We start from the raw sequence: 19,133 nt of genomic DNA on the forward strand, positions 1-19,133 counted from the left end.
CTCCAAGAATGAGAGCATTATGAGATCTCGACTGGTATTACTTGTTGCCATTGCCGCCTTGATAGTTGGCGCACTGGGCGTTATCGACTTGTTCAAGAGTGAACCTAAACCGTCAACGACCGCTGAAGTAACGGAAGAAAAAAGTGAAGAGTATGTTTCTGTTTGGATGACCACGGAACCTTATGAAAAAGGGCTTCCGCTCGATGCTCAAGGCGTCGTCAAACAACAACTCCCTCTTAGTAAAGCATTAACGCTCGGTGTCAGAGAAGACGCCCAAATCAGCTTTTCACCCTCTATTTTGTTAAATCGAAACCTTAACGCCGGCGAGGTTGTACTGCCTGAATATCAGGTGACGCCTGGTCAGCCTGGATACATTGATCTTCTGGTCTCGGATGGTATGACGCTATACCCATTAAAAGTCAGCGACAAAAACTTAATTAACGACTACATCCGACCGGGTTCGTTTATTGATGTTCTGACAGTGAGTTCTCCTAATGCCAACTTGGCTGGCAATATCGATAAGCCAAAGCGCTTTAGGGGAGTGAAAGCCTCGATGTTTCTTAAAAACGTCAAAGTCCTCAACATCGGAAATGACGAAACAGGCGACAGTTCTGTCACTGCTCGAGCTCCGAGCAAAGAGGATGGACTGACTACGGTAGTCATTGAAGTTAGCCCCGATGAGTTACCAAAGCTCGCACTAGCCCAGCGAACAATGCACATCGAAATTTATCGAAGCCAAACCTATACGCAACCTGAGTTTGCGGAGGTGCGCAACATTATCGATAACTATACCGGGATTGCTGAGTTACGCGGTAATGAGAATAACCCTAGAGAGGCTTTGTAATTATGATTCATCATCGAATCAAGCAAGCACTGCGTGTTTCCATGTTGGCACCGCTGATTGGCTTACTTTTTATAACAAACAGTTTTGCTGCCGATCGCTCCATTACGCTCAACGATGGTCAGCACATCAAATTCAAAAGCCCGATTGGTCAAGTGTTCATTAATAACCCAGATATCGTTGACTACAAGGTAATCAATGACAACACCCTAGTCGTGTTCGCCAATAGTATTGGGCAGTCACGTCTGATCGTCTACGGAATCGACGACGAGGTATTGCTTTCCGATCGCATTATTGTTGATTTGAATCTGATGGATATTAGACGCCAGCTCAAATTTCATTTCCCTGATGCCAAGGTTAAGGTTCAGTCAGTGGGTGAGCAAGTTGCCGTTAGTGGCCTTGTGGATTCGGAAGCGACGCGTGACGATATCTATCGTTTGGTTGCCACTCTGCTAGGACGAGAAAAGACCGAGAAGTGGGATAAAACTCAGAAGCTAGAGTTTAAATCCGACAACTCTGATTATGAAGAGCCAGAAAGTATGGTCTTTGCGCGCAACATGACGTGGGAAGGGATCATCGAACGTATTGAAGTCGCGGCCACCCAGCAGGTGAACGTCAAAATATCGGTGGCTCAAGTTACCGAGTCGTTTGGTCAAACCGTTGGTGTCGATTGGAGCTCAGTGGGCTCGAGTGTTGGCGAGTTTGTTTTCGACCAGTTCGATGCAGCTAACCTAAGTACATTAATCACTGCGTTAGGTAACGATCAGATTGCAGAGGTGTTGGCTGAGCCTAACTTAACCGTGTTATCTGGTGAATCTGCAAGTTTCCTTGTGGGTGGTGAAGTGCCCGTTATCGTTTCTACCAGCAGTAACGTGAACATTTCATTCAAAGAGTTCGGCATCAAACTCGACCTTACTGCCAAAGTGCTTAGCCAAGACAAGATCCGCATGCAGTTAGCGCCTGAAGTGAGCGAAGTTGAGGGCTATGTCGAAGCGGCAGGAATCAAAGTCCCACAATTGGCTTCACGACGTGCCATGACAACCGTTGAACTGGCCGATGGCGACAGCTTCGTTCTTGGTGGCTTGATGAGCAGTGCTGATTTGGAAAAAATGCAAAAGATCCCTTTCGTTGGCGATATTCCGGTACTTGGCGCTGCATTCCGAAAAGCAACCACGGAAAGAAAGCGCACTGAATTGATCATCGTTGCGACCGTGAATCTTGTGGAACCGATGAAACCGAAAGACATTCAACTGCCTTACATCAAGAAGACCTCGACATTAGCGCGTTGGCTCAACGTTAAGTGGGATGGCAAGTCGGTGACGTCTTCTGATGCAACGATTCGCCTGTTGTCGCAAGGAGGGTTTATCCAATGAAGAAACTATTATTGATGGCGTTATTTACCTCTTCACTTTTGGGCTGCGCCTCTGAGCAATATTTTGTCGGGCATGGTTCTGAGGCCTTGGTGTACAAAGAGCATCATAACTTTGAGTTTGCGATGAAAAACCGTGCTGAAACGGCCAAGCAACTTAAAGGGTTGATTCAGGATATTGAATCCATGGACAAAGAAGCGACCTATGTTGTGGATTACAAATCAATTCGTAGCAAAGCGATGTTGCAAGAGATTTTCGAGCAATATCCATCGCATGTCATTGCGCCACAAAGAGTGGTGTATCGAAGTGCTCAGCTGTTGCCTAACGACTTAAGTATTCAGGTGACGCTAACACGTTTGAAGACTCAAGAATGCACGCCAGCACAGATTCACGTTCGCTTGAGGCAGCCAGACTGCTTTGCTGAATCGATGCGTTTGAAGCAAGTGGCCTACAAATCAAGATTGGTAGGAGAACAATAATGTTTGACCTGACGAAAGCATTAACAACAAAGGCCAAGCCAACTCCGACCGAAACAACAGGCGTTGCCGGGTGTACTTTGTTCTATCAATCTCAAGAGTGTTTAGACCTTGTTCAAGAAGTCTTCCGCTTTGAAGGGTGGAGTGATCCTGCATGCGTCAAAGCCAAAGCGGGATTGACCAAACTGACAGAACAACAGAGTAGCCATATCGTTATTCTGGAACTTAATGAATCGACTAATGTTGTTGAAGACGCTAAGTCTTTTGCCAGCAAACTGCCCACCCATAAAGGTGTGGTCGTGATTGGTAAAGAGGATGCGATTTCTACGCTTCGTTCTCTTAAAGAGATGGGTTTCTATTACGTTTTCTGGCCAGTGAACAAACAAGAATTTGCGGACTTCTTAAATCACGTTAGCAAAAACCTGAAGACGTTCTCTGGTGTGAGCCAGAAACGCAAAGCCAAGCGAGTTGCAATTGTTGGTGCCAAAGGCGGCGTTGGCGCGTCGTTTATCACCACGGAGTTGGGTTCACTGTTATCGACTCAAGGCTCGGACACGATTCTTGTCGACCATCAATATGCCGATACCAACATTGATGTCCTGCTGGGTCTCAAAGACTTTAAGCCGCGAACCATTGATGAGTTTACTGCGCCATTGCATGAAATGGATGAAGAAGGGGCGTTGAGTTACCTAATTAACGCTCGCAAGAATTTACGTCTGTTGGCGATTGATGGCGACATGAGCCAAACCGATGTTCTTAATTACAACCAAACTTTGTGTGAGTTGTTAGCGCGCAACGCCAACTTCATTATTGAAGACTTTTCAGGTGGTGTGGACTTCAAAGTTGAACCTCAACTCTTGGTAGAAAACTTTGATGTGGTGGTGCTGGTTTTAGATGCGTCGGTGTCTTCAGTAAGAAGTGCGAAGCGACTGTTTGAGAAAGTCTCCAGCTTACAGCTTTCGTTATCGTCGCGTACTCGTGTGATTACCGTGGTGAACTACCATCGTCCGGAAAACGCTTACGTCTTACAAAAGCCCGACCTGACTAAGTATTTAGGCGCAGAGGTTGATCTCGAAGTCGACTACTGCAAAGCGTTGGCACACATCATTATCGATGGTAAACGAGGCCATAAGCATGACCGCCACATTAGCCGTTCTATGGAACAGCTAGTGAAGTTGATTAATGGTCAGCCTTTAGACCACAAGAGTATGAATTCTTGGTTGAAAAAGGTGCGTGCTAAATGAGTTCTAACAAAGACTTATACCTCGCATTTCGTGGCCAAATCTTTGAAGCCCTAGATGCAGAAGCGGTTCAGAAAATGAGCCGCCGAGACCTTGAATCCCAAATACAAGCGGCTGTCGATCTGTTGGCGAATAGCTACCAAAGACCGATCACTTCGATGATGAAGTCAGGCTTGGTGAAAAGCTTAATCGATGAACTGTTTGGTCTGGGGCCTTTGCAGCCGTTAGTCGAAGATCAGTCCATTTCCGACATCATGGTCAATGGGCCTAACAACATCTTTTTCGAACGACACGGCAAGGTCAAAAAATCCGAAGTCTCGTTCGTCAATGAAGAGCAGTTGTTAGCGATTGCTAAGCGTATTGCTTCACGTGTTGGAAGACGTGTGGATGAGCTTTCGCCGACGGTCGATGCCAGGCTTGAAGATGGCAGCCGTGTGAATATTGTGATTCCGCCGATTTCATTGGATGGCACATCGATCTCTATTCGTAAGTTTAGAGAGCAGAAGATTGGCTTTGAAGATTTGATTGGCTTTGGGTCGATGTCTCCAGAGATGGCACGAGTGTTGATGATCGCTTCTCGCTGTCGCATCAATGTGTTGATTTCTGGCGGTACAGGTTCAGGTAAAACCACGCTACTCAATGCGCTGTCTCAATATATCGCTGAAGATGAACGCATCGTCACCATTGAAGATGCGGCCGAGCTGCGCCTGCAACAACCCAACTTGGTACGACTAGAAACACGTACCTCAAGTGTTGAGCAAACTGGAGCAGTAACGCAGCGCGAGTTGGTGATCAATGCGCTTCGTATGCGTCCGGACCGCATTATTCTGGGCGAGTGTCGTGGCTCTGAAGCGTTTGAAATGCTGCAAGCCATGAATACGGGTCACGATGGTTCGATGTCTACATTGCACGCTAACACGCCGCGCGATGCCATTGCTCGTGTTGAATCAATGGTGATGATGGCGAATTTGAATCAACCGCTTGATGCGATTCGAAGAACGATCGTGAGTGCCGTTCAGATGATTGTTCAGGTCAACAGATTGCGCGATGGGTCTCGTAAGATCACGAGCATCTCAGAAATTGTCGGCCTTGAAGGCGAGAGCGTGGTGATGGAAGAGATCTATCGCTTTCGCTATGACGATGCGCATTACGGAGAAACGGTTAAAGGCGAATTTGTCACCGACGGCATTATGCAACGATCTGAGCTTGTGAAAAAAGCGCAATTCTTCGGGCTCTATGAAGAGCTCATCGCTGCGTTTAAGGGGGCATAATATGCTTTGGGTTTCATTAATCCTGTTCGCGTTTGTGCTGCTTTTGATCCGAGATTCCAAGGTCAAAAAGGTTTACCAATTTTTCAATATCGAAGAAGCGGAAGCTGAAAACTTTAATGCGATTAACGTTAAGTCATTAGTACGTAAGCAGGGCTGGCAAAAGTTCAAAGATTCCATCTCGCCAACATTAATGGTGTTGGGCCCGAGATCGTCGTTGTACATTGCCTTATATATAACGGGCAGCCTTATCGCGTCTTGGTACATCGTTACTGATCTGCTATCTATCACCAATTCTTGGCTGGTACTGGGTTCATCTTTGATGTTTACCTTTTTCGGCTACCGTTTTCTGGTCACAAGAAGGCGTCGAGACTTTGAGAATACGTTCCCTGATGCGCTGAATATCCTGATGAGTGCCGTCACCGCGGGTGACAGCTTAATGCAAGCCATCAGTTATGTCGGCGATGTCATGCACAACCCAATTGGCCGTGAGTTTAAGCTAATGGGAGAGCGACTGAAATTAGGCGAATCTCCCGAAGTCGTGCTTCAACGATCGTGTAAAAACTATCCGTATCCAGAGTTTCTGTTCTTTACCGTGACAATCAGGGCAAATATCGCTCGAGGCGGGCAACTTAAGGGGGTGTTAGCGCGGTTAATTAGAGTGCTGGTCGATTCTAGAACACTAGAGAAAAAGAAAATGGCGATGACTTCGGAAGCTCGAATCTCCGCCAAAATCGTTGCGGCCATTCCTCTGATTTTTATGATTATTCTTAACTACGTTAACCCTGAGAATGTGGATTTTGTTCTCTATGACCCAGAGGGAAGGATCGTATTGTTTTACGTACTGGGTAGTGAGCTTTTCGGCTTGTTCATTGTTTGGCTATTAGTCAGAGGGGTACGCGCATGATGTTACTGGCTTCCCTTATTGTGTTGTTTTTTTCGCTACTATTTTTGATTATCGATTCTATTCGTAAAGATCAACGACATAAGAAAGTTGCGCTCTATATTGGAGATAGCTCGGCTCGCGCACCTTCTCGCGTTAACCGTTTTTTTGTTCGCTTTGGTAAAGAACATCGCCATGAACTCGAGCAAAAAATGATCGAGGCGGGGTACTACAACACTGAGTGGGCGAAATTTTATTTTCCTGCCAAGTTACTGGTATTGGCGTTGGTTTCTGGGTTGGTGCTGTTGGGGGATATGACATCAACCAACAAACTGGTCGTGGTTATTTTCTCGCTGATTGGCGTCATTGTCGTTCCAGATACCTTGTTGCAAATGCGACGTAAGATGTTGATCAGCAGAACCTCTGCTCAACTGCCGTATCTGCTCGACATGATGTCGGTATGTGTACAAACCGGTATGACGATTGAAGCCGCCTTGGTTTATTTGGGAAAAGAGTTGGCTGAATTTGACTCAGACCTTTGTTACCAAATTAAACGCACATCGGACTCGGCGAAAATACACGGACTGGAAAAGGCGCTCAATGATCTGAGTGAACGTATCCCGACGCCACCAGTACGAAGCTTTGTGCTGACCATCATCCAGAACCTGCAATACGGAACATCTGTGGCGAGTGTGTTAAGTGATCTTGCTGAAGACATGCGAAAAGTTCAAATTCTTACCGTTGAGGAGAAGGTAGGTAAGCTTTCTGCGAAGATGAGTGTGCCTCTGATCCTCTTCATTATGTTTCCGATCGTTATCCTGATTCTCGCACCGAGCATCATGCAAATGACATTGAACATATAGGGAGTTACCAGTGATTGGAAAACGTATCTATCTCATTGGTCTAGCGCTTAGTGTGTTGGCGGGCTGTCAATCAGCACCGTCACAACAAGACTTGCAGCTTGCCGACGTCACTAGCATGGAAAAAGTGAATAACTATGACGGCCTCATTAGCTATTACAAGGCTGAGTTAGCACAAGGTTCGGAAGACCCAGAGGTAAAAGAGAAACTGGCTTGGGCATATTTCCATAAAGGGGATATCGAATCGGCTGACTTTTATGTTCAACACTTGCAAAAAGAGGGAATTGAAAATCCCAACTTGTACCAGTTAGAAGGACAAGTGTTTGATGCAAAAAATGACGTTGAAAGTGCGATTGCTGCGTATGTAACTTCTATCGAAGCAGGAAACACAACGGGCCAAATTCACGTGTTACTGGGCGTGTCATATACCAAAGTTGGAAGATTCGATGAAGCGTACCACGAGCTTAATCTAGCCCGTTTACGTGGTTACGACGATGTTGTTGTTAAGAATAACATTGCGATGATTCAAATGGCCAATGGCGAGTACCAACAGGCGATCGCAACGTTAGCCCCGATTTTAAAAGAAGACCCGGCAAATAAGATCGTAAAAGCAAATCTGGCTATTGCTCTTATGAAAACCCAGCAAATCGATTCGGCCAAAAAGTTACTCAAAGGCGATTTCTCAGCAGAAGAGATCCAGAGCATTGCCGCTGAATTAACTCAACTAGGAGTTAACGATGAAGCGTCTTAACAAGCAGAAAGGAGTCACGGCGATTGAGTTTGTGTTGGGTGCGCTTGTTCTGTTTTTCGCTACCTTTGCGATTTTTGAATCGAGTTACCAGATCTATGTCGTGAACATGACCGAGTATTCTCTTAGAGAAACCATCAGGAATACCAAAATCTATGAAGGTAAAGGGATCAACGAACAGTACGAGAACAAGTTCAGATCGTTAATCGAAGACGATGACAATCTCTGGAGTTTCCTTATTGATAGCTCACGGTTCTCTATCGCAGGTCAGTACTTCAAAACCTATGATGATTTTATCGCGAACAGAGGGCACTCTGATCAAGGGCTGAACTTCAATTACGACTTAGCCGAAATGACAGTGACTTACCGCTACACACCCGTAATTAAACTGACCGGTGCCGTTGACAGAGATATCTCACGAACCATGGTTTTGAACTTAGAGCACGAGGGGTGGAAAGATGATGCTCCGTAAGCAATGCGTGCTTTCCAAAAGACGCCAGCAAGGCTCGTACACCATTGAGTTAGTTTTCATTCTTGTGGCCTTATGGGGCGTTTATCTGTTTGGGGCTGACTTGAGCTATCAATTGCTCGCACGTGCCAAGCTTGATCGATCCAGCTTTGCCTTAGTCAATGTTATCAAAGAGCGTACTCGTTATTTTGAAGCCGATGTGTTGGCAGGAACGAACCTATCTGTGACCAACGCAGAGTTAGAAGACATGACGAAAGTAGCAAGCCGAATGCTCAATACACCAGTAGACAATGTGGCCATCAAGATTGAAGCGTTGACCAATAAAACGAATGTCGCTGAATTCTCAACCAGCAAGTATCGAAGCTTAAATTGCCAAACCGATTCGATTCTCGATCATGCGGATCTAGCGCCTGTAGAAAAGGGGGTTGTGTATCCATTGTACCGAATAAGTCTTTGTGAAGAGGAAAGCTCTTGGTTCAAACCCTTCTTCAACGGTGGTAGCAGTACCACGGTTAAGATTGGCTCTTCTTCAATAATGCCAGGGAGATAATGAAATGAAAATGCAGCATGGGCGTCAAATCAATCGCCAGCATATCAGTCTCCAAAGACAACAAGGGGTTGCCGCGGTGTGGATGGGCTTATTGCTTGTTCCAATCATGGGCATGACCTTTTGGGCGGTTGAAGGCACACGTTATGTTCAAGAGACCAGTCGATTACGAGATTCCGCAGAGGCTGCAGCCATAGCAGTGACCATTGAAGATCAACAAGATCAGGCTGGTAGGCTAGCAACCAAATATGTCGAAAACTATGTTCGGGACATTAAATCAACCAACCTCTCTGCAGACCGGTTCCATCAAGCGGAGGACGAGAGCACAGGGGTTCTTGAATACATTCAATACACAGTGAATGCCAAGACCACATACGACTCTTGGTTCGCGAGCAGCTTTATCCCTTCATTTGGTCAGCAGCAAGATTTGGCGGGGCGTTCGTTAGCTCGTAAGTACCCAGTTTACCTTGGCGATAACAACATCGATATTGTGTTTGTGTCGGACTTTTCCGGTTCTATGGATGAGCGATGGGGTTCAAATCGACATAAAAAAATCGACGATTTGAAAACCGCCATCGACGAAATATCAAACAAGATCCTTTGTACGTCGATTGACCAAGACTCTGTCGGTGGCGAAGTGATAGAGGTGTGCGATGAGCCGGGAGAAGATACCACCGGAGACAAGCTGCTTAACCGAGTTGGTTTTGTTCCGTTTAACGTTCGAACGAGGGAAATCGTTTCGGGTAATAAAGCTCGTGCGACAAGCCAGTTGAGCTACAAAGACAACTATAAAACGAATGTATCACCATATTCCTACAACGATGTTGACTGGGATTACTGGCGAACCTATTCGGAAGATGATGTGCTTGATTGTGCGTACTGGAAATCATATTGCCCTAACCCAAAATCGGACAACCAAAAGTACGCTAAGCGTATCAAAGATGTGATGAGTCTCGATCGTTTCCTTGTTGCCGATGTTTACGACTATGTAGATTTATCGACATCAGTGTCGACCATGTTTACTGACAAGTCGGGGTTAAAACCTGATTTCTATGGTGTGAGTGGAGCAAAACTATTCAACGCGCATGGTTCTTCAAATTCATCGCAGTTTTCCAACATTCAGCTATCGAACAAGCTATCAGATTTAGACCCGATTAACTCGATGTGGGCAGACGGAGGTACAGCGGCGTTTCAGGGTATTTTGAGAGGCTCTCAAGTTCTCCATGATGGTGATCCGAACAGTTCCGATCAAGAAGAACAACAGGCTTACAACAAGAAAATCAAGATGCTACTGATTTTGAGCGACGGGCAAGAGAGCCCTAATAACGGCATCCTCAAAGGACTTGTCGACCGAGGTATGTGTGACAAAGCAAGAGAGGAGATACCCGGCTTATACATAGGTGTTATTGGTATCGATTTTCGAGCGTCTCAACAAAGTGGTTTTCAAGACTGTGTTGTGGATTCCAATGAAGACATCATCGATGTATCTAACCTCGATGAATTGATTGAAAAGATAGAAGAACTCATCCGTAAAGGCTCGAAAACAAGCGGAATAACTAAGTTGTACTAGAGGAAAATATGAAAAAGTTTATGGTCAGCTCAATCGTCTTATCGACATTGCAATTTAGCCTTATCGCCCATGCGGAAGAAAGCATCAATGTCTATTGCGACACTGCGTTCAGTGAATATCAACACAGTGTTAGGGTCGATGATATCGTGGGTATAGCTCAACACAGACAGGGCTTTTTACAAATTGAGCAGCAGTCTGATAGCAGTGAGTTAAAACAAGCCTTGGCAGGTCAATCTAATCTAAGTTCGAACCAATCCGGCTGTAAGACTTGGATCAGTAATCAAGAGCGTCAAGGGTTGTTGGCCCGTCTTCATTTTGGTTTTGATCAACATAACTTAACGCCGATGGGCAGCAAAGCATTGAGTCAGCTTGCAGGTGAACTGAAGGCTAACGGAAGTTCAATTTCGGTTGATGGCCACACGGATAGCACAGGCGCAGAAGGTTATAACCAAGCGCTGGGCATGCAAAGAGCGCTTACGACGTCGGATGGCTTAATCGCTGACGGTGTCGAGAAAAACCGTCTTGTGATTCGTTCATTTGGTGAAAGTGAACCTATCGCGTCTAACGCAACGCCAGAGGGTAGAGCGAAGAATAGACGCTCCGAGGTTTGGGCTTCTGAAAACGATAGCGTCAAATTAGAAAATTAAGATGCGCGATTGGGTTTGGTTGTTGCTTAGTACTAGGTAATAACCGCCCTAGATCATCGCTCTTGGGATTTTTGTTACAACGTATACTAATGAATATTCGATTAAGTTTAACTGTCTGACACTAAAGAAATATTAATGCTTTTTGATAAGTTCTCTTCTGAAGGGATGCAAAGAAATATCGATGTCGATACTTGGGTATCTATATTGGATAACATACGAGACATAATGGACGCATCGAATGCGGGCATCATCATGATCTCTGATTTGAGTTGCTCTGGTTCTGAGAGTGTGTGGAGCTCCTCAAACATATCGTGCAACCAACATAAGAGCAAAATTAGCCTCTTTTGTGAGTATGTGCATAACGAAAATCGCACGGTCTATTTGAGTGGTCACGCTGGTGGTGATTCCGTTTCTGCGAATGGTAAGGATGCCTATAAGTCTTTTTGCGGGGTTCCTGTTAGGGATATAGATGAAGAAGTGTTTGCGGTGCTCTTGGTGTTTGATTTAAGCCCAACAACGTATACCGAAAGCCAAGTTAACTTGATTGAGAACATATCGACTCTATTACGTTCTGAAATCCTGTTAAAGGAAGAGAGCAGGATTTTATACAAAAACAGTCACTTTGATATCATGACGACGCTGCTTAATCGAAGGGGCTTTTTCCATGAATTCAACAAAGCAAACATCAGCGATGGAGAGGTTGTTTGTTTGTATTTTGATTTGGATAACCTTAAATACATCAATGATACGTATGGTCACTTTAAAGGTGATGATTACATATCTGGCTTTGCGTCATGCATAAAAAATAATTCAAAGTACAACACGATATCGGCGAGAATTGGCGGTGATGAATTCATTGTCGTCATACACTCAGAAGAGCCGGGTTATGCTCGTGAGTTGGTCAACAAAATTCACGCTGAATTCCATGATTTCATTGAAGGCTTTCGTTGTGATGATGAGGTTTCACTCGGCTTTTCATATGGTTGCGGTATTGCTGATTCTCGAAGCTTCAATATCATTAATCTAATAAAGTCCTCCGATGAAAACATGTACCTCAATAAGAAAAACAAGATTTAGATGTTTGTGACAGGCGTAAAAAAGCCCACTAGTGTGGGCTTAGATGTAGATGTATGTGTAATAGCTTTCTAAACTAAGCGCGAATGATCATTTGTTCGCGCTCTGGACCTACCGATACCATCACGATTGGCACACCCATCAGCTCTTCGATACGAGTAACGTAATCTTGTGCTGCTTGAGGAAGGCTCTCAAACGTGCGGCAACCCGTGATGTCTTCATCCCAGCCAGCCATATCTTCATATACAGGCTTTAGCTCAGCCGTTTGTGGCCAAATTGGGTTCTCAGTATGTTCGCCTGAGTAAGCAGTACAGATCTTAAGTTCAGACAAACCAGACAGGCAGTCAATCTTAGTCAGTGCGATTTCAGTCGCGGCTTGTAGGTCAACGCCGTTGCGAGTTGCTACCGCGTCGAAGTAACCCATATCACGTGGGCGGCCTGTTGTAGCACCGTATTCGTTAGAGCTTTCGCGGAAGCTGTCTTGCTCTTCCATTGCAGTTACTAGCGTGCCAGTACCAACAGACGAGCTGAACGATTTAGCAACAGCAATAACGCGCTCAGGGCGAAGGGCAGGTAAACCGCTACCAATGCCTGCATAAGCTGCAGTTACATTCGAAGACGTTGTCCAAGGGTATTCACCGTAGACAAGGTCGCGACCTGCGCCTAACTGAGCTTCAAACAGTAGGTTTGCGTCTTGTGATTGCAGTGCTTTAAGCGGCTCAGTTACGTTGCAGATGAACGGGCGCCACGCTTTAGTTACTTCAAGTAGCCATTCTGTCATTTCAGATGCAGTCTGAGAGAAGTCACATTGAGGGTATAGCGCTTTAAGCTGAGGCATCTTCCAATCAAGTAGGAATTGAATACGCTGCTCTAAAATCTCAGGTTGATTCAGCCAACCCACAAGAATGCCTTTTTTCATTACACGATCGCCGTACGCTGGTGCAATACCTTGACGTGTTGAACCGTAAGCGCCATCGCCCAAACGCTCTTCTTCAAGCGTATCTTCAAGAGCATGTAAAGGGAGGCACAGTGTCGCACGATCTGAGATCGCCATTTTCACTTTGATGCCAGCCGCCTGTACTTCTGCAATCTCTTCAGTTAGCGCAGCAGGGCTGATCACCATGCCAGGGCCAAGAACCGCCGTACAATTAGGATTAAAAATACCACTAGGTAGTTGGTGCAGTTTGAATGTACCGAAGTCATTTACCACAGTATGACCTGCATTGTTTCCGCCTTGAAAACGAATGCTAGCAGAAGCTTGGTCTGCTAAAAAATCGACGATGCGGCCTTTGCCTTCATCACCCCAGTTTGCGCCCACAACAACGATAGATGGCATAATTTTTCTCCTAACTGATTGAGAAATCATGTTAGGCCTACAAGGTGGATAAGAGAAATTAATTATCTTTATTATCTTGATAAGGATTTCATATATCCTTAAAGTCTTAATCTACAAACGAGATTCCCTATCGCGTTCGTTCCTCACTTTAGGGAATGACTGGGTGGGGTAGTCCCTTGCTTGGCGGAATGACGATATGAGGATATTCCTCACTTTAGTGAATGGCGATGATTAGCAGAGAAACGTCAAAACAACCGTCATTCCAGAACCGAGGAACGAGGTATCTGGAATCTCAAACCATAAACGAGATTCCCTATCACGTTCGTCCCTCACTGTAGAGAATGACGATAATGGGTAGATAAACCTTAAAACAACCGTCATTCCAGAACCGAGGAACGAGGTATCTGGAATCTCAAACCACAAGCGAGATTCCCTATCATGTTCGTTCCTCACTGTAGGGAATGACGGGGTGGTGTAATTCGTCGTAGAGAGTGACGCGATATCAGTTCCTTACAACTTGAAGTGCCGAACCTAACGTCGACTCGCTTTCTTGGCGTCATTCCAGAACCGAGGAACGAGGTATCAGGAATCTCAAACCACAAGCGAGATTCCCTATCGCGTTCGTTCCTCACTGTAGGGAATGACGATAATTGGTACAAAAACTTAAAAACAACCGTCATTCCAGAACCGAGGAACGAGGTATCTGGAATCTCAAACCACAAGCGAGATTCCCTATCGCGTTCGTTCCTTACTGTAGGGAATGACGATGTGAGGATATTCCACACAGAAGGGAGTGACGGAAGGGCATTCTTCATTTTTTGGGAATGAAATAAGTGACACGAGAGAGAGGACATTATGCTCGATATTAATTTATTGAAAACGTTTGTGACGCTAGCGGAATACAAGCATTTCGGGAAAGCGGCCATTGCACTGCATATGACGCAACCCAATGTGAGTTTGCACCTAAAACAACTAGAACAACAAACACGCATAAAGTTGATAGAGAGAAGTCCATTTCAATTGACTCAAGCGGGTGAGCGGCTATTGGAAACAAGCCAAAGAACGCTGCTCGAACTGCAGATTTGTCAGGCTGATCTCAATGCCATTAACGACCTTAAAATAGGGACGTTAACCATTGCTGTGAGTGACATCATTTCTCGATTCTTGTTGATTCGTCCGTTCCAGAAGTTCAAAGCGCAGTATCCCGGTATTGACCTGACGCTCTTGAATACCACCTCATCTCAGGCATCGAGTTTAGTTAAAAATGCTCAAGCGGATATTGGTTTTGTTATCGCCAAAGAACAGCACAACGAGTCACTCTATTTCACTAAGCTGCAAGAGCTTTCTTGGTGTGCGCTTGGCGATGGGTTTGATATCCAAGACTCAGATGCAGAGCTCTCTTTGATTTTACTTGGCCACGATACGAGAACGCGTGATTTCATTGATGAGGGTTTACCAAGTCTTAATCTACCAAGTTATAGGGTGATGGAAGTAGGGAGTGTCGATGCTCAAATCGACTGGGCAGAAGCCGGTTTTGGTGTGGCTATTGTCCCGGAGTTTGCGGTATCAACTAAGCATCACCTGAATTCAAAAGTAACACCATTGACCAACTTCTCGAGTACCAGTCTCGGTTATATTGTTAGGCAGAACCAAGTCTTGTCGAAAGCGATTAAGCAGTTGTTAGGGTGGGTGAATGATGAGATTATTTCATTGCAAAACAAATAAATACAATCATTAAGTTTGATTCAATTAGCCCACCTCGCGTGGGCTTTTTTGTCCCTGCAAAGCCTCGTTTTTACTGAATCAATAAGCGCTAGAACAATCTAGAGCGCACCATAAACTATTCGTCCCGCAAATCCGAGTTTCAAAATTCATCGTTGACAAAGTTTGATAATCAAACTAAATTCCAACCAATTACTTTGATTGTCAAATTACTTGTCAATCAAAGGGCTTTTATTAACAACGATCATCTAACCACAAACATCAGCTAAGGACGCCATTTTGAGTTTTCCAACACGTCACCAACACAACTTTTCTTCACACAACAGTCAAGGTGAGAAACGCACGTTCTATGTCCTGTTATTGACCGTCGTTACAATGGTTGTTGAGATCGTTGCGGGCACTATTTACGGATCGATGGCATTGCTTGCCGATGGTTGGCACATGGGTACGCATGCTGCAGCGTTTGGTATCACTTTGTTTGCATACCGATATGCGAAGAAACATGCCGAGAGCGAACGTTTCTCTTTCGGTACCGGTAAAGTCAGCGTGTTAGGGGGCTACACCAGCGCGATTGCATTGGGGATTGTGGCATTACTGATGCTGGTGGAATCGGTACATCGCTTGTTTAACCCGCAAGCAATTCAGTTCAATGAAGCGATCATCGTTGCTTGTATTGGTTTAACTGTGAATGTGGTGAGTATGTTTTTACTTGGCGATCACCATCATGATCACGGACACGAGCATAGCCACAATCATAGTAAGAATCACGGTCATTCACATAGTCATGATCATGATAGCGACCACAGTCATAAACATGGTGAGCATCACGGACACCATCATGATCACAACCTACGTGCAGCCTACATGCATGTGTTGGCGGATACTCTAACTTCATTGCTTGCGATTGTTGCGCTGCTATTTGGTAAGTTTTACGGTTGGAACTGGTTAGATGCAGCAATGGGAATGGTTGGCGCATTCGTGATTGCCAAGTGGACGATGAACCTTATGAAACAAACCAGCCCAATCCTACTTGATGAGAATATCGACCAAGATTATCGTGACTCAGTGACCGAAACTTTAACGCCTTATGCGTCGGTCACCGATTTCCATATGTGGAAGGTGAGTGGGCATCACTATTCAGCAGCGATTACTCTTGAATCAAACAGTGATAAAACCGTCTCTGAATATAAACAAATGCTCTCCAAGTTTGATAAGATTAATCATCTTACTCTTGAAGTGCATTCAAACGACCATGCGAAATATAGAACAGCTTAACCAAATACTGACTGAGTTCTACGATAAAATGTCTTCGTGGGAGCAGTCTGTTGTCAAAGAGACGGGTTACTCCCTGGCTCAAGTACACACCATTGAAGTACTTGGTATGCATGGCGCGTTAAGAATGAAAGAGCTCGCTGAAAAGTTGGGCATCACCACGGGTACACTTACCGTTCAAATCGAAAAGCTGGTTAAAGCTGAATTGATTGAACGCCATGAACACCCAACGGATCGTCGTGCAATTGTGGTGGCATTAACTGATGAAGGTCAGAAGATCCACGTTCACCACAACCAGCTTCACTTGAATTTGGTTAATGAACTGACGCAAGACATCGAAGAAGACGAGAAAGCGGTGTTATTGAAGTGCCTAACCAAGATGGTGAAAGCGTTTTAGTCAGCCTTAAGTTCGCAGCCTAACTTATTAGCCGCAAAGCGATTGATTAGAAATCCAAAAATGGACCTGACTCGAATTGAGTAGGTCCATTTTTTTCGCCATTTACGATCGACTGTACAATCACCAATCGATGGATTCACCGTTTAAAAAACAAGTCAAAATCTCCAATATTACGCTTCGTTCTTGCTCCTCTGATGAGCCAAAAAAGTGTCATTTCTAACCCTTAGGTCAATAATAGTCCAAAGTGTTTTAATTCAAAGTCTTACATAGCAAGGTGTTCAAGCCCTCACACTCCGTCAAATAGCTGTCTCTCACTTTTATCATTCAACTAATGTACATGTAATAAATTTGTGTTATTGATAAAATTAACTTTAGTTGGCTGCTTCATTTGCTGTTTAAATGCAATTGAGAACGTCATAGCTAGTGGACTTAGAAGCCACAGTTTTAGACGCTCATTATCGATATAAAAACCATAACAATAATCAGGTCGCGCAAGTTGGATATCCATTCTTTGATGCGATTTATTTAGATACTCATAGTTAATTTAGTAAAGACGAGCCACGTATATGAATATAAAGAAAAAGCTCTATTCGCTGGGGATGTTCTCCATCTTCGGCATGATTTCACTGCTGTTTACTACATCACAATTTGCAGACACCACCGCTCAAATGAGCGTAGCCAAACAAATTACCAAAGAACTTGAAGTGCGCTTGCTCAACCTTCGCCGTAACGAGAAAGATTTCTTGCTGCGTAGCGATATGAAATACCTCGACAAGTTCGACGTAAATTACAACAAATTCTTAGCGTCTGAATCTGAGCTAGATACAGTGCTCAGTGATCTAGGTTTAGCCAACAGCACGCACCTACGTGAAGACATCGAAACCTACCACACCAGCTTTGTTAACTTAGTTAAAGCGAGCGAAGTCTATGGGCTAGCACGCGACAAAGGCCTGCTAGGCGAGTTTCATGGTTTGCTCGATAACATCAGCGCGACAGCCGGTGCGGAACAAAAAATCGAACTTTACCTGTTCAATGACTTAATTGAGAAGGGGGAGTTTGACCCGAGTGTTCTTTCTATAACTTCGAATATGAGTAGCTCAGCTGCTTTGATTGACGCTGCGCGCCAAGTGGTTGAACAGAAGCGCGTGATTGGCTTGAAGCATAACGAAGGTCTGCTAGGTGAGGCGCGTTCTGGTTCACACGTTATCGAGACTCAGTTTAAAGAGTTCTCGGCGGTGCTAGACCAACAAACGCAGCAAGAGATGGACAAACTATCGCTGATCAACAACATCCTTTGCGTCACACTACTTGTGTCGATCATTCTGTTCAGCTGGTTAATCGTCCGTTCTATCATTGGCAAAATTGAGTCACTGCTTTCGGTTATCCGTAATATCGTTAATTCAAACGATGTGTCTATTCGTTCGCACCTAGATGGTAAAGACGAACTCAGCACGCTAGGCCAATACTTTAACCAATTGCTTGATCAGTTGGAGGGCTTAATCGCGGCATCTCAATCTAAGTCACTGCAACTGACACAAAGCACATCAAACATGCATGATGAGCTAGAGTCAGTAATCAAACAGTTTGAAGTTCAAGCAAATCACACCTCAACCATGACAACGTCAGTGCAAGAGATGGTACTCACCATTGGAGAGATCTCAGAAAGCACATCGGTTGCGGCTGAAGGTGTACATCAAGCGAAAGTGAATGCCGATAAAGGCCGAGAAGTGGTGGTTGAAACTATCAGCAACATCACCCAGTTGTCTGAACGCCTTTCAAGTAGCCAAGATTCGATCAGCTCACTGAACCATCATGTTGATCAAATTGGCGATGCGGTAAATATCATCCAAGGCATTGCAGAACAAACTAACCTATTGGCATTGAACGCAGCGATTGAAGCAGCACGTGCGGGTGAACAAGGCAGAGGCTTCGCGGTGGTTGCCGATGAAGTACGTGCACTAGCAAGCAGAACACATCAATCGACCACAGAAATAACCTCAGTGGTGAGTGCCATTCAAAGCCAGATGCAGGCGTCGATGACAGAGATTGGCGAGTGTAATCAACAAGGCCAACTAACGCTGAAAGATTCGGAAGAGCTGGATGCAAGCTTGCAACTTATCTTGAGCGATATGGAAAGCATCCAAGGCAATTCAGAACGTATTGCCTCAGCGATTGAAGAGCAGGGCGCAGTAATGGCGCAAGTGAGCGATTCAATCACTGAGCTGAACACTATCTCGAACGACAATAACGCTTCGGCGCAGCATTGCTTAGTTGAAGTGGACAAGGTAGCAGAGCAAGCGAACGACATGGACCAAGCGGTCGCGCAGTTCAAGACTTCGTAAACATTCAGAGTAAACTAAACCAAAGGCGCGGTTCATCTGCGCCTTTTTTGTGTCTAAAATTCAGATAGAT

18 protein-coding genes are annotated in these 19,133 nt (G+C 44.9%); 17 read left to right on the forward strand and 1 reads right to left on the reverse strand.

Features of this window, described 5'->3' with window-relative positions; translation table 11 throughout:
• Positions 1 to 19 precede the first annotated feature (19 nt).
• The 13 genes from cpaB (at position 20) to HRQ85_RS09370 (ending at position 11,997) form a co-directional block, all read left to right on the forward strand.
• Positions 20 to 844, forward strand: coding sequence for a Flp pilus assembly protein CpaB (cpaB, locus tag HRQ85_RS09310; protein WP_172379427.1), 825 nt, complete (start codon positions 20 to 22; stop codon positions 842 to 844).
• Positions 844 to 2,214 (forward strand): type II and III secretion system protein family protein, encoded by a 1,371-nt coding sequence (locus HRQ85_RS09315; RefSeq protein WP_172380047.1) that lies wholly within the window; start codon positions 844 to 846, stop codon positions 2,212 to 2,214. Before cpaB ends, HRQ85_RS09315 begins: the two co-directional genes overlap by 1 nt.
• A complete protein-coding gene (locus tag HRQ85_RS09320) occupies positions 2,211 to 2,690 on the forward strand; it encodes a hypothetical protein (protein WP_172379428.1) in 480 nt (159 codons plus the stop codon). Before HRQ85_RS09315 ends, HRQ85_RS09320 begins: the two co-directional genes overlap by 4 nt.
• Complete coding sequence (locus tag HRQ85_RS09325; RefSeq protein ID WP_172379429.1) at positions 2,690 to 3,931, forward strand: AAA family ATPase; 1,242 nt, start codon at positions 2,690 to 2,692, stop codon at positions 3,929 to 3,931. The genes HRQ85_RS09320 and HRQ85_RS09325 overlap by 1 nt, the downstream gene beginning before the upstream one ends.
• A complete protein-coding gene (locus tag HRQ85_RS09330) occupies positions 3,928 to 5,199 on the forward strand; it encodes a CpaF family protein (RefSeq protein WP_048611307.1) in 1,272 nt (423 codons plus the stop codon). The genes HRQ85_RS09325 and HRQ85_RS09330 overlap by 4 nt, the downstream gene beginning before the upstream one ends.
• 1 nt (position 5,200) lies before the next feature.
• The gene (locus tag HRQ85_RS09335; protein WP_050621443.1) at positions 5,201 to 6,103 is read left to right on the forward strand and encodes a type II secretion system F family protein; all 903 of its coding nucleotides are present in this window, start codon (positions 5,201 to 5,203) and stop codon (positions 6,101 to 6,103) included.
• A complete protein-coding gene (locus HRQ85_RS09340; RefSeq protein WP_172379430.1) occupies positions 6,100 to 6,942 on the forward strand; it encodes a type II secretion system F family protein in 843 nt (280 codons plus the stop codon). The genes HRQ85_RS09335 and HRQ85_RS09340 overlap by 4 nt, the downstream gene beginning before the upstream one ends.
• A 10-nt stretch (positions 6,943 to 6,952) precedes the next feature.
• Entirely contained in the window at positions 6,953 to 7,690 is a 738-nt protein-coding gene (locus HRQ85_RS09345) for a tetratricopeptide repeat protein (RefSeq protein ID WP_172379431.1), read from the forward strand.
• Entirely contained in the window at positions 7,677 to 8,159 is a 483-nt protein-coding gene (locus tag HRQ85_RS09350; protein ID WP_172379432.1) for a TadE family protein, read from the forward strand. The genes HRQ85_RS09345 and HRQ85_RS09350 overlap by 14 nt, the downstream gene beginning before the upstream one ends.
• Positions 8,149 to 8,706, forward strand: coding sequence for a tight adherence pilus pseudopilin TadF (gene tadF / locus HRQ85_RS09355; protein ID WP_057622512.1), 558 nt, complete (start codon positions 8,149 to 8,151; stop codon positions 8,704 to 8,706). Before HRQ85_RS09350 ends, tadF begins: the two co-directional genes overlap by 11 nt.
• Positions 8,707 to 8,716: 10 nt before the next feature.
• Positions 8,717 to 10,273 carry a TadE/TadG family type IV pilus assembly protein gene (locus HRQ85_RS09360; RefSeq protein WP_172380048.1) on the forward strand — a complete coding sequence of 519 codons (1,557 nt, stop codon included), beginning with the start codon at positions 8,717 to 8,719 and terminating at the stop codon, positions 10,271 to 10,273.
• 8 nt (positions 10,274 to 10,281) lie between these two features.
• Positions 10,282 to 10,920, forward strand: a complete 639-nt coding sequence (locus tag HRQ85_RS09365; protein WP_172379433.1) for an OmpA family protein — start codon at positions 10,282 to 10,284, stop codon at positions 10,918 to 10,920.
• Between the two features lie 135 nt (positions 10,921 to 11,055).
• Positions 11,056 to 11,997, forward strand: coding sequence for a GGDEF domain-containing protein (locus HRQ85_RS09370; RefSeq protein ID WP_172379434.1), 942 nt, complete (start codon positions 11,056 to 11,058; stop codon positions 11,995 to 11,997).
• 73 nt (positions 11,998 to 12,070) lie between these two features.
• On the opposite strand, the gene HRQ85_RS09375 is transcribed toward HRQ85_RS09370, so the two are convergent.
• A complete protein-coding gene (locus HRQ85_RS09375) occupies positions 12,071 to 13,330 on the reverse strand; it encodes an adenylosuccinate synthase (RefSeq protein WP_050653965.1) in 1,260 nt (419 codons plus the stop codon).
• An 852-nt stretch (positions 13,331 to 14,182) separates the two neighbouring features.
• Between HRQ85_RS09375 and HRQ85_RS09380 the strand changes: the two genes are divergently transcribed.
• From HRQ85_RS09380 to HRQ85_RS09395, 4 genes are all read left to right on the forward strand, one after another.
• Positions 14,183 to 15,055, forward strand: coding sequence for a LysR family transcriptional regulator (locus HRQ85_RS09380; RefSeq protein ID WP_172380049.1), 873 nt, complete (start codon positions 14,183 to 14,185; stop codon positions 15,053 to 15,055).
• Between the two features lie 276 nt (positions 15,056 to 15,331).
• Complete coding sequence (dmeF, locus tag HRQ85_RS09385; protein ID WP_172379435.1) at positions 15,332 to 16,327, forward strand: CDF family Co(II)/Ni(II) efflux transporter DmeF; 996 nt, start codon at positions 15,332 to 15,334, stop codon at positions 16,325 to 16,327.
• A complete protein-coding gene (locus tag HRQ85_RS09390) occupies positions 16,305 to 16,721 on the forward strand; it encodes a MarR family winged helix-turn-helix transcriptional regulator (protein ID WP_017059185.1) in 417 nt (138 codons plus the stop codon). The genes dmeF and HRQ85_RS09390 overlap by 23 nt, the downstream gene beginning before the upstream one ends.
• 617 nt (positions 16,722 to 17,338) lie before the next feature.
• A complete protein-coding gene (locus tag HRQ85_RS09395; protein WP_172380050.1) occupies positions 17,339 to 19,063 on the forward strand; it encodes a methyl-accepting chemotaxis protein in 1,725 nt (574 codons plus the stop codon).
• Positions 19,064 to 19,133 lie beyond the last annotated feature (70 nt).

Origin of the sequence: Vibrio sp. Vb339, from assembly GCF_902751245.1 — a bacterium.
Lineage (GTDB): Bacteria > Pseudomonadota > Gammaproteobacteria > Enterobacterales > Vibrionaceae > Vibrio > Vibrio coralliirubri.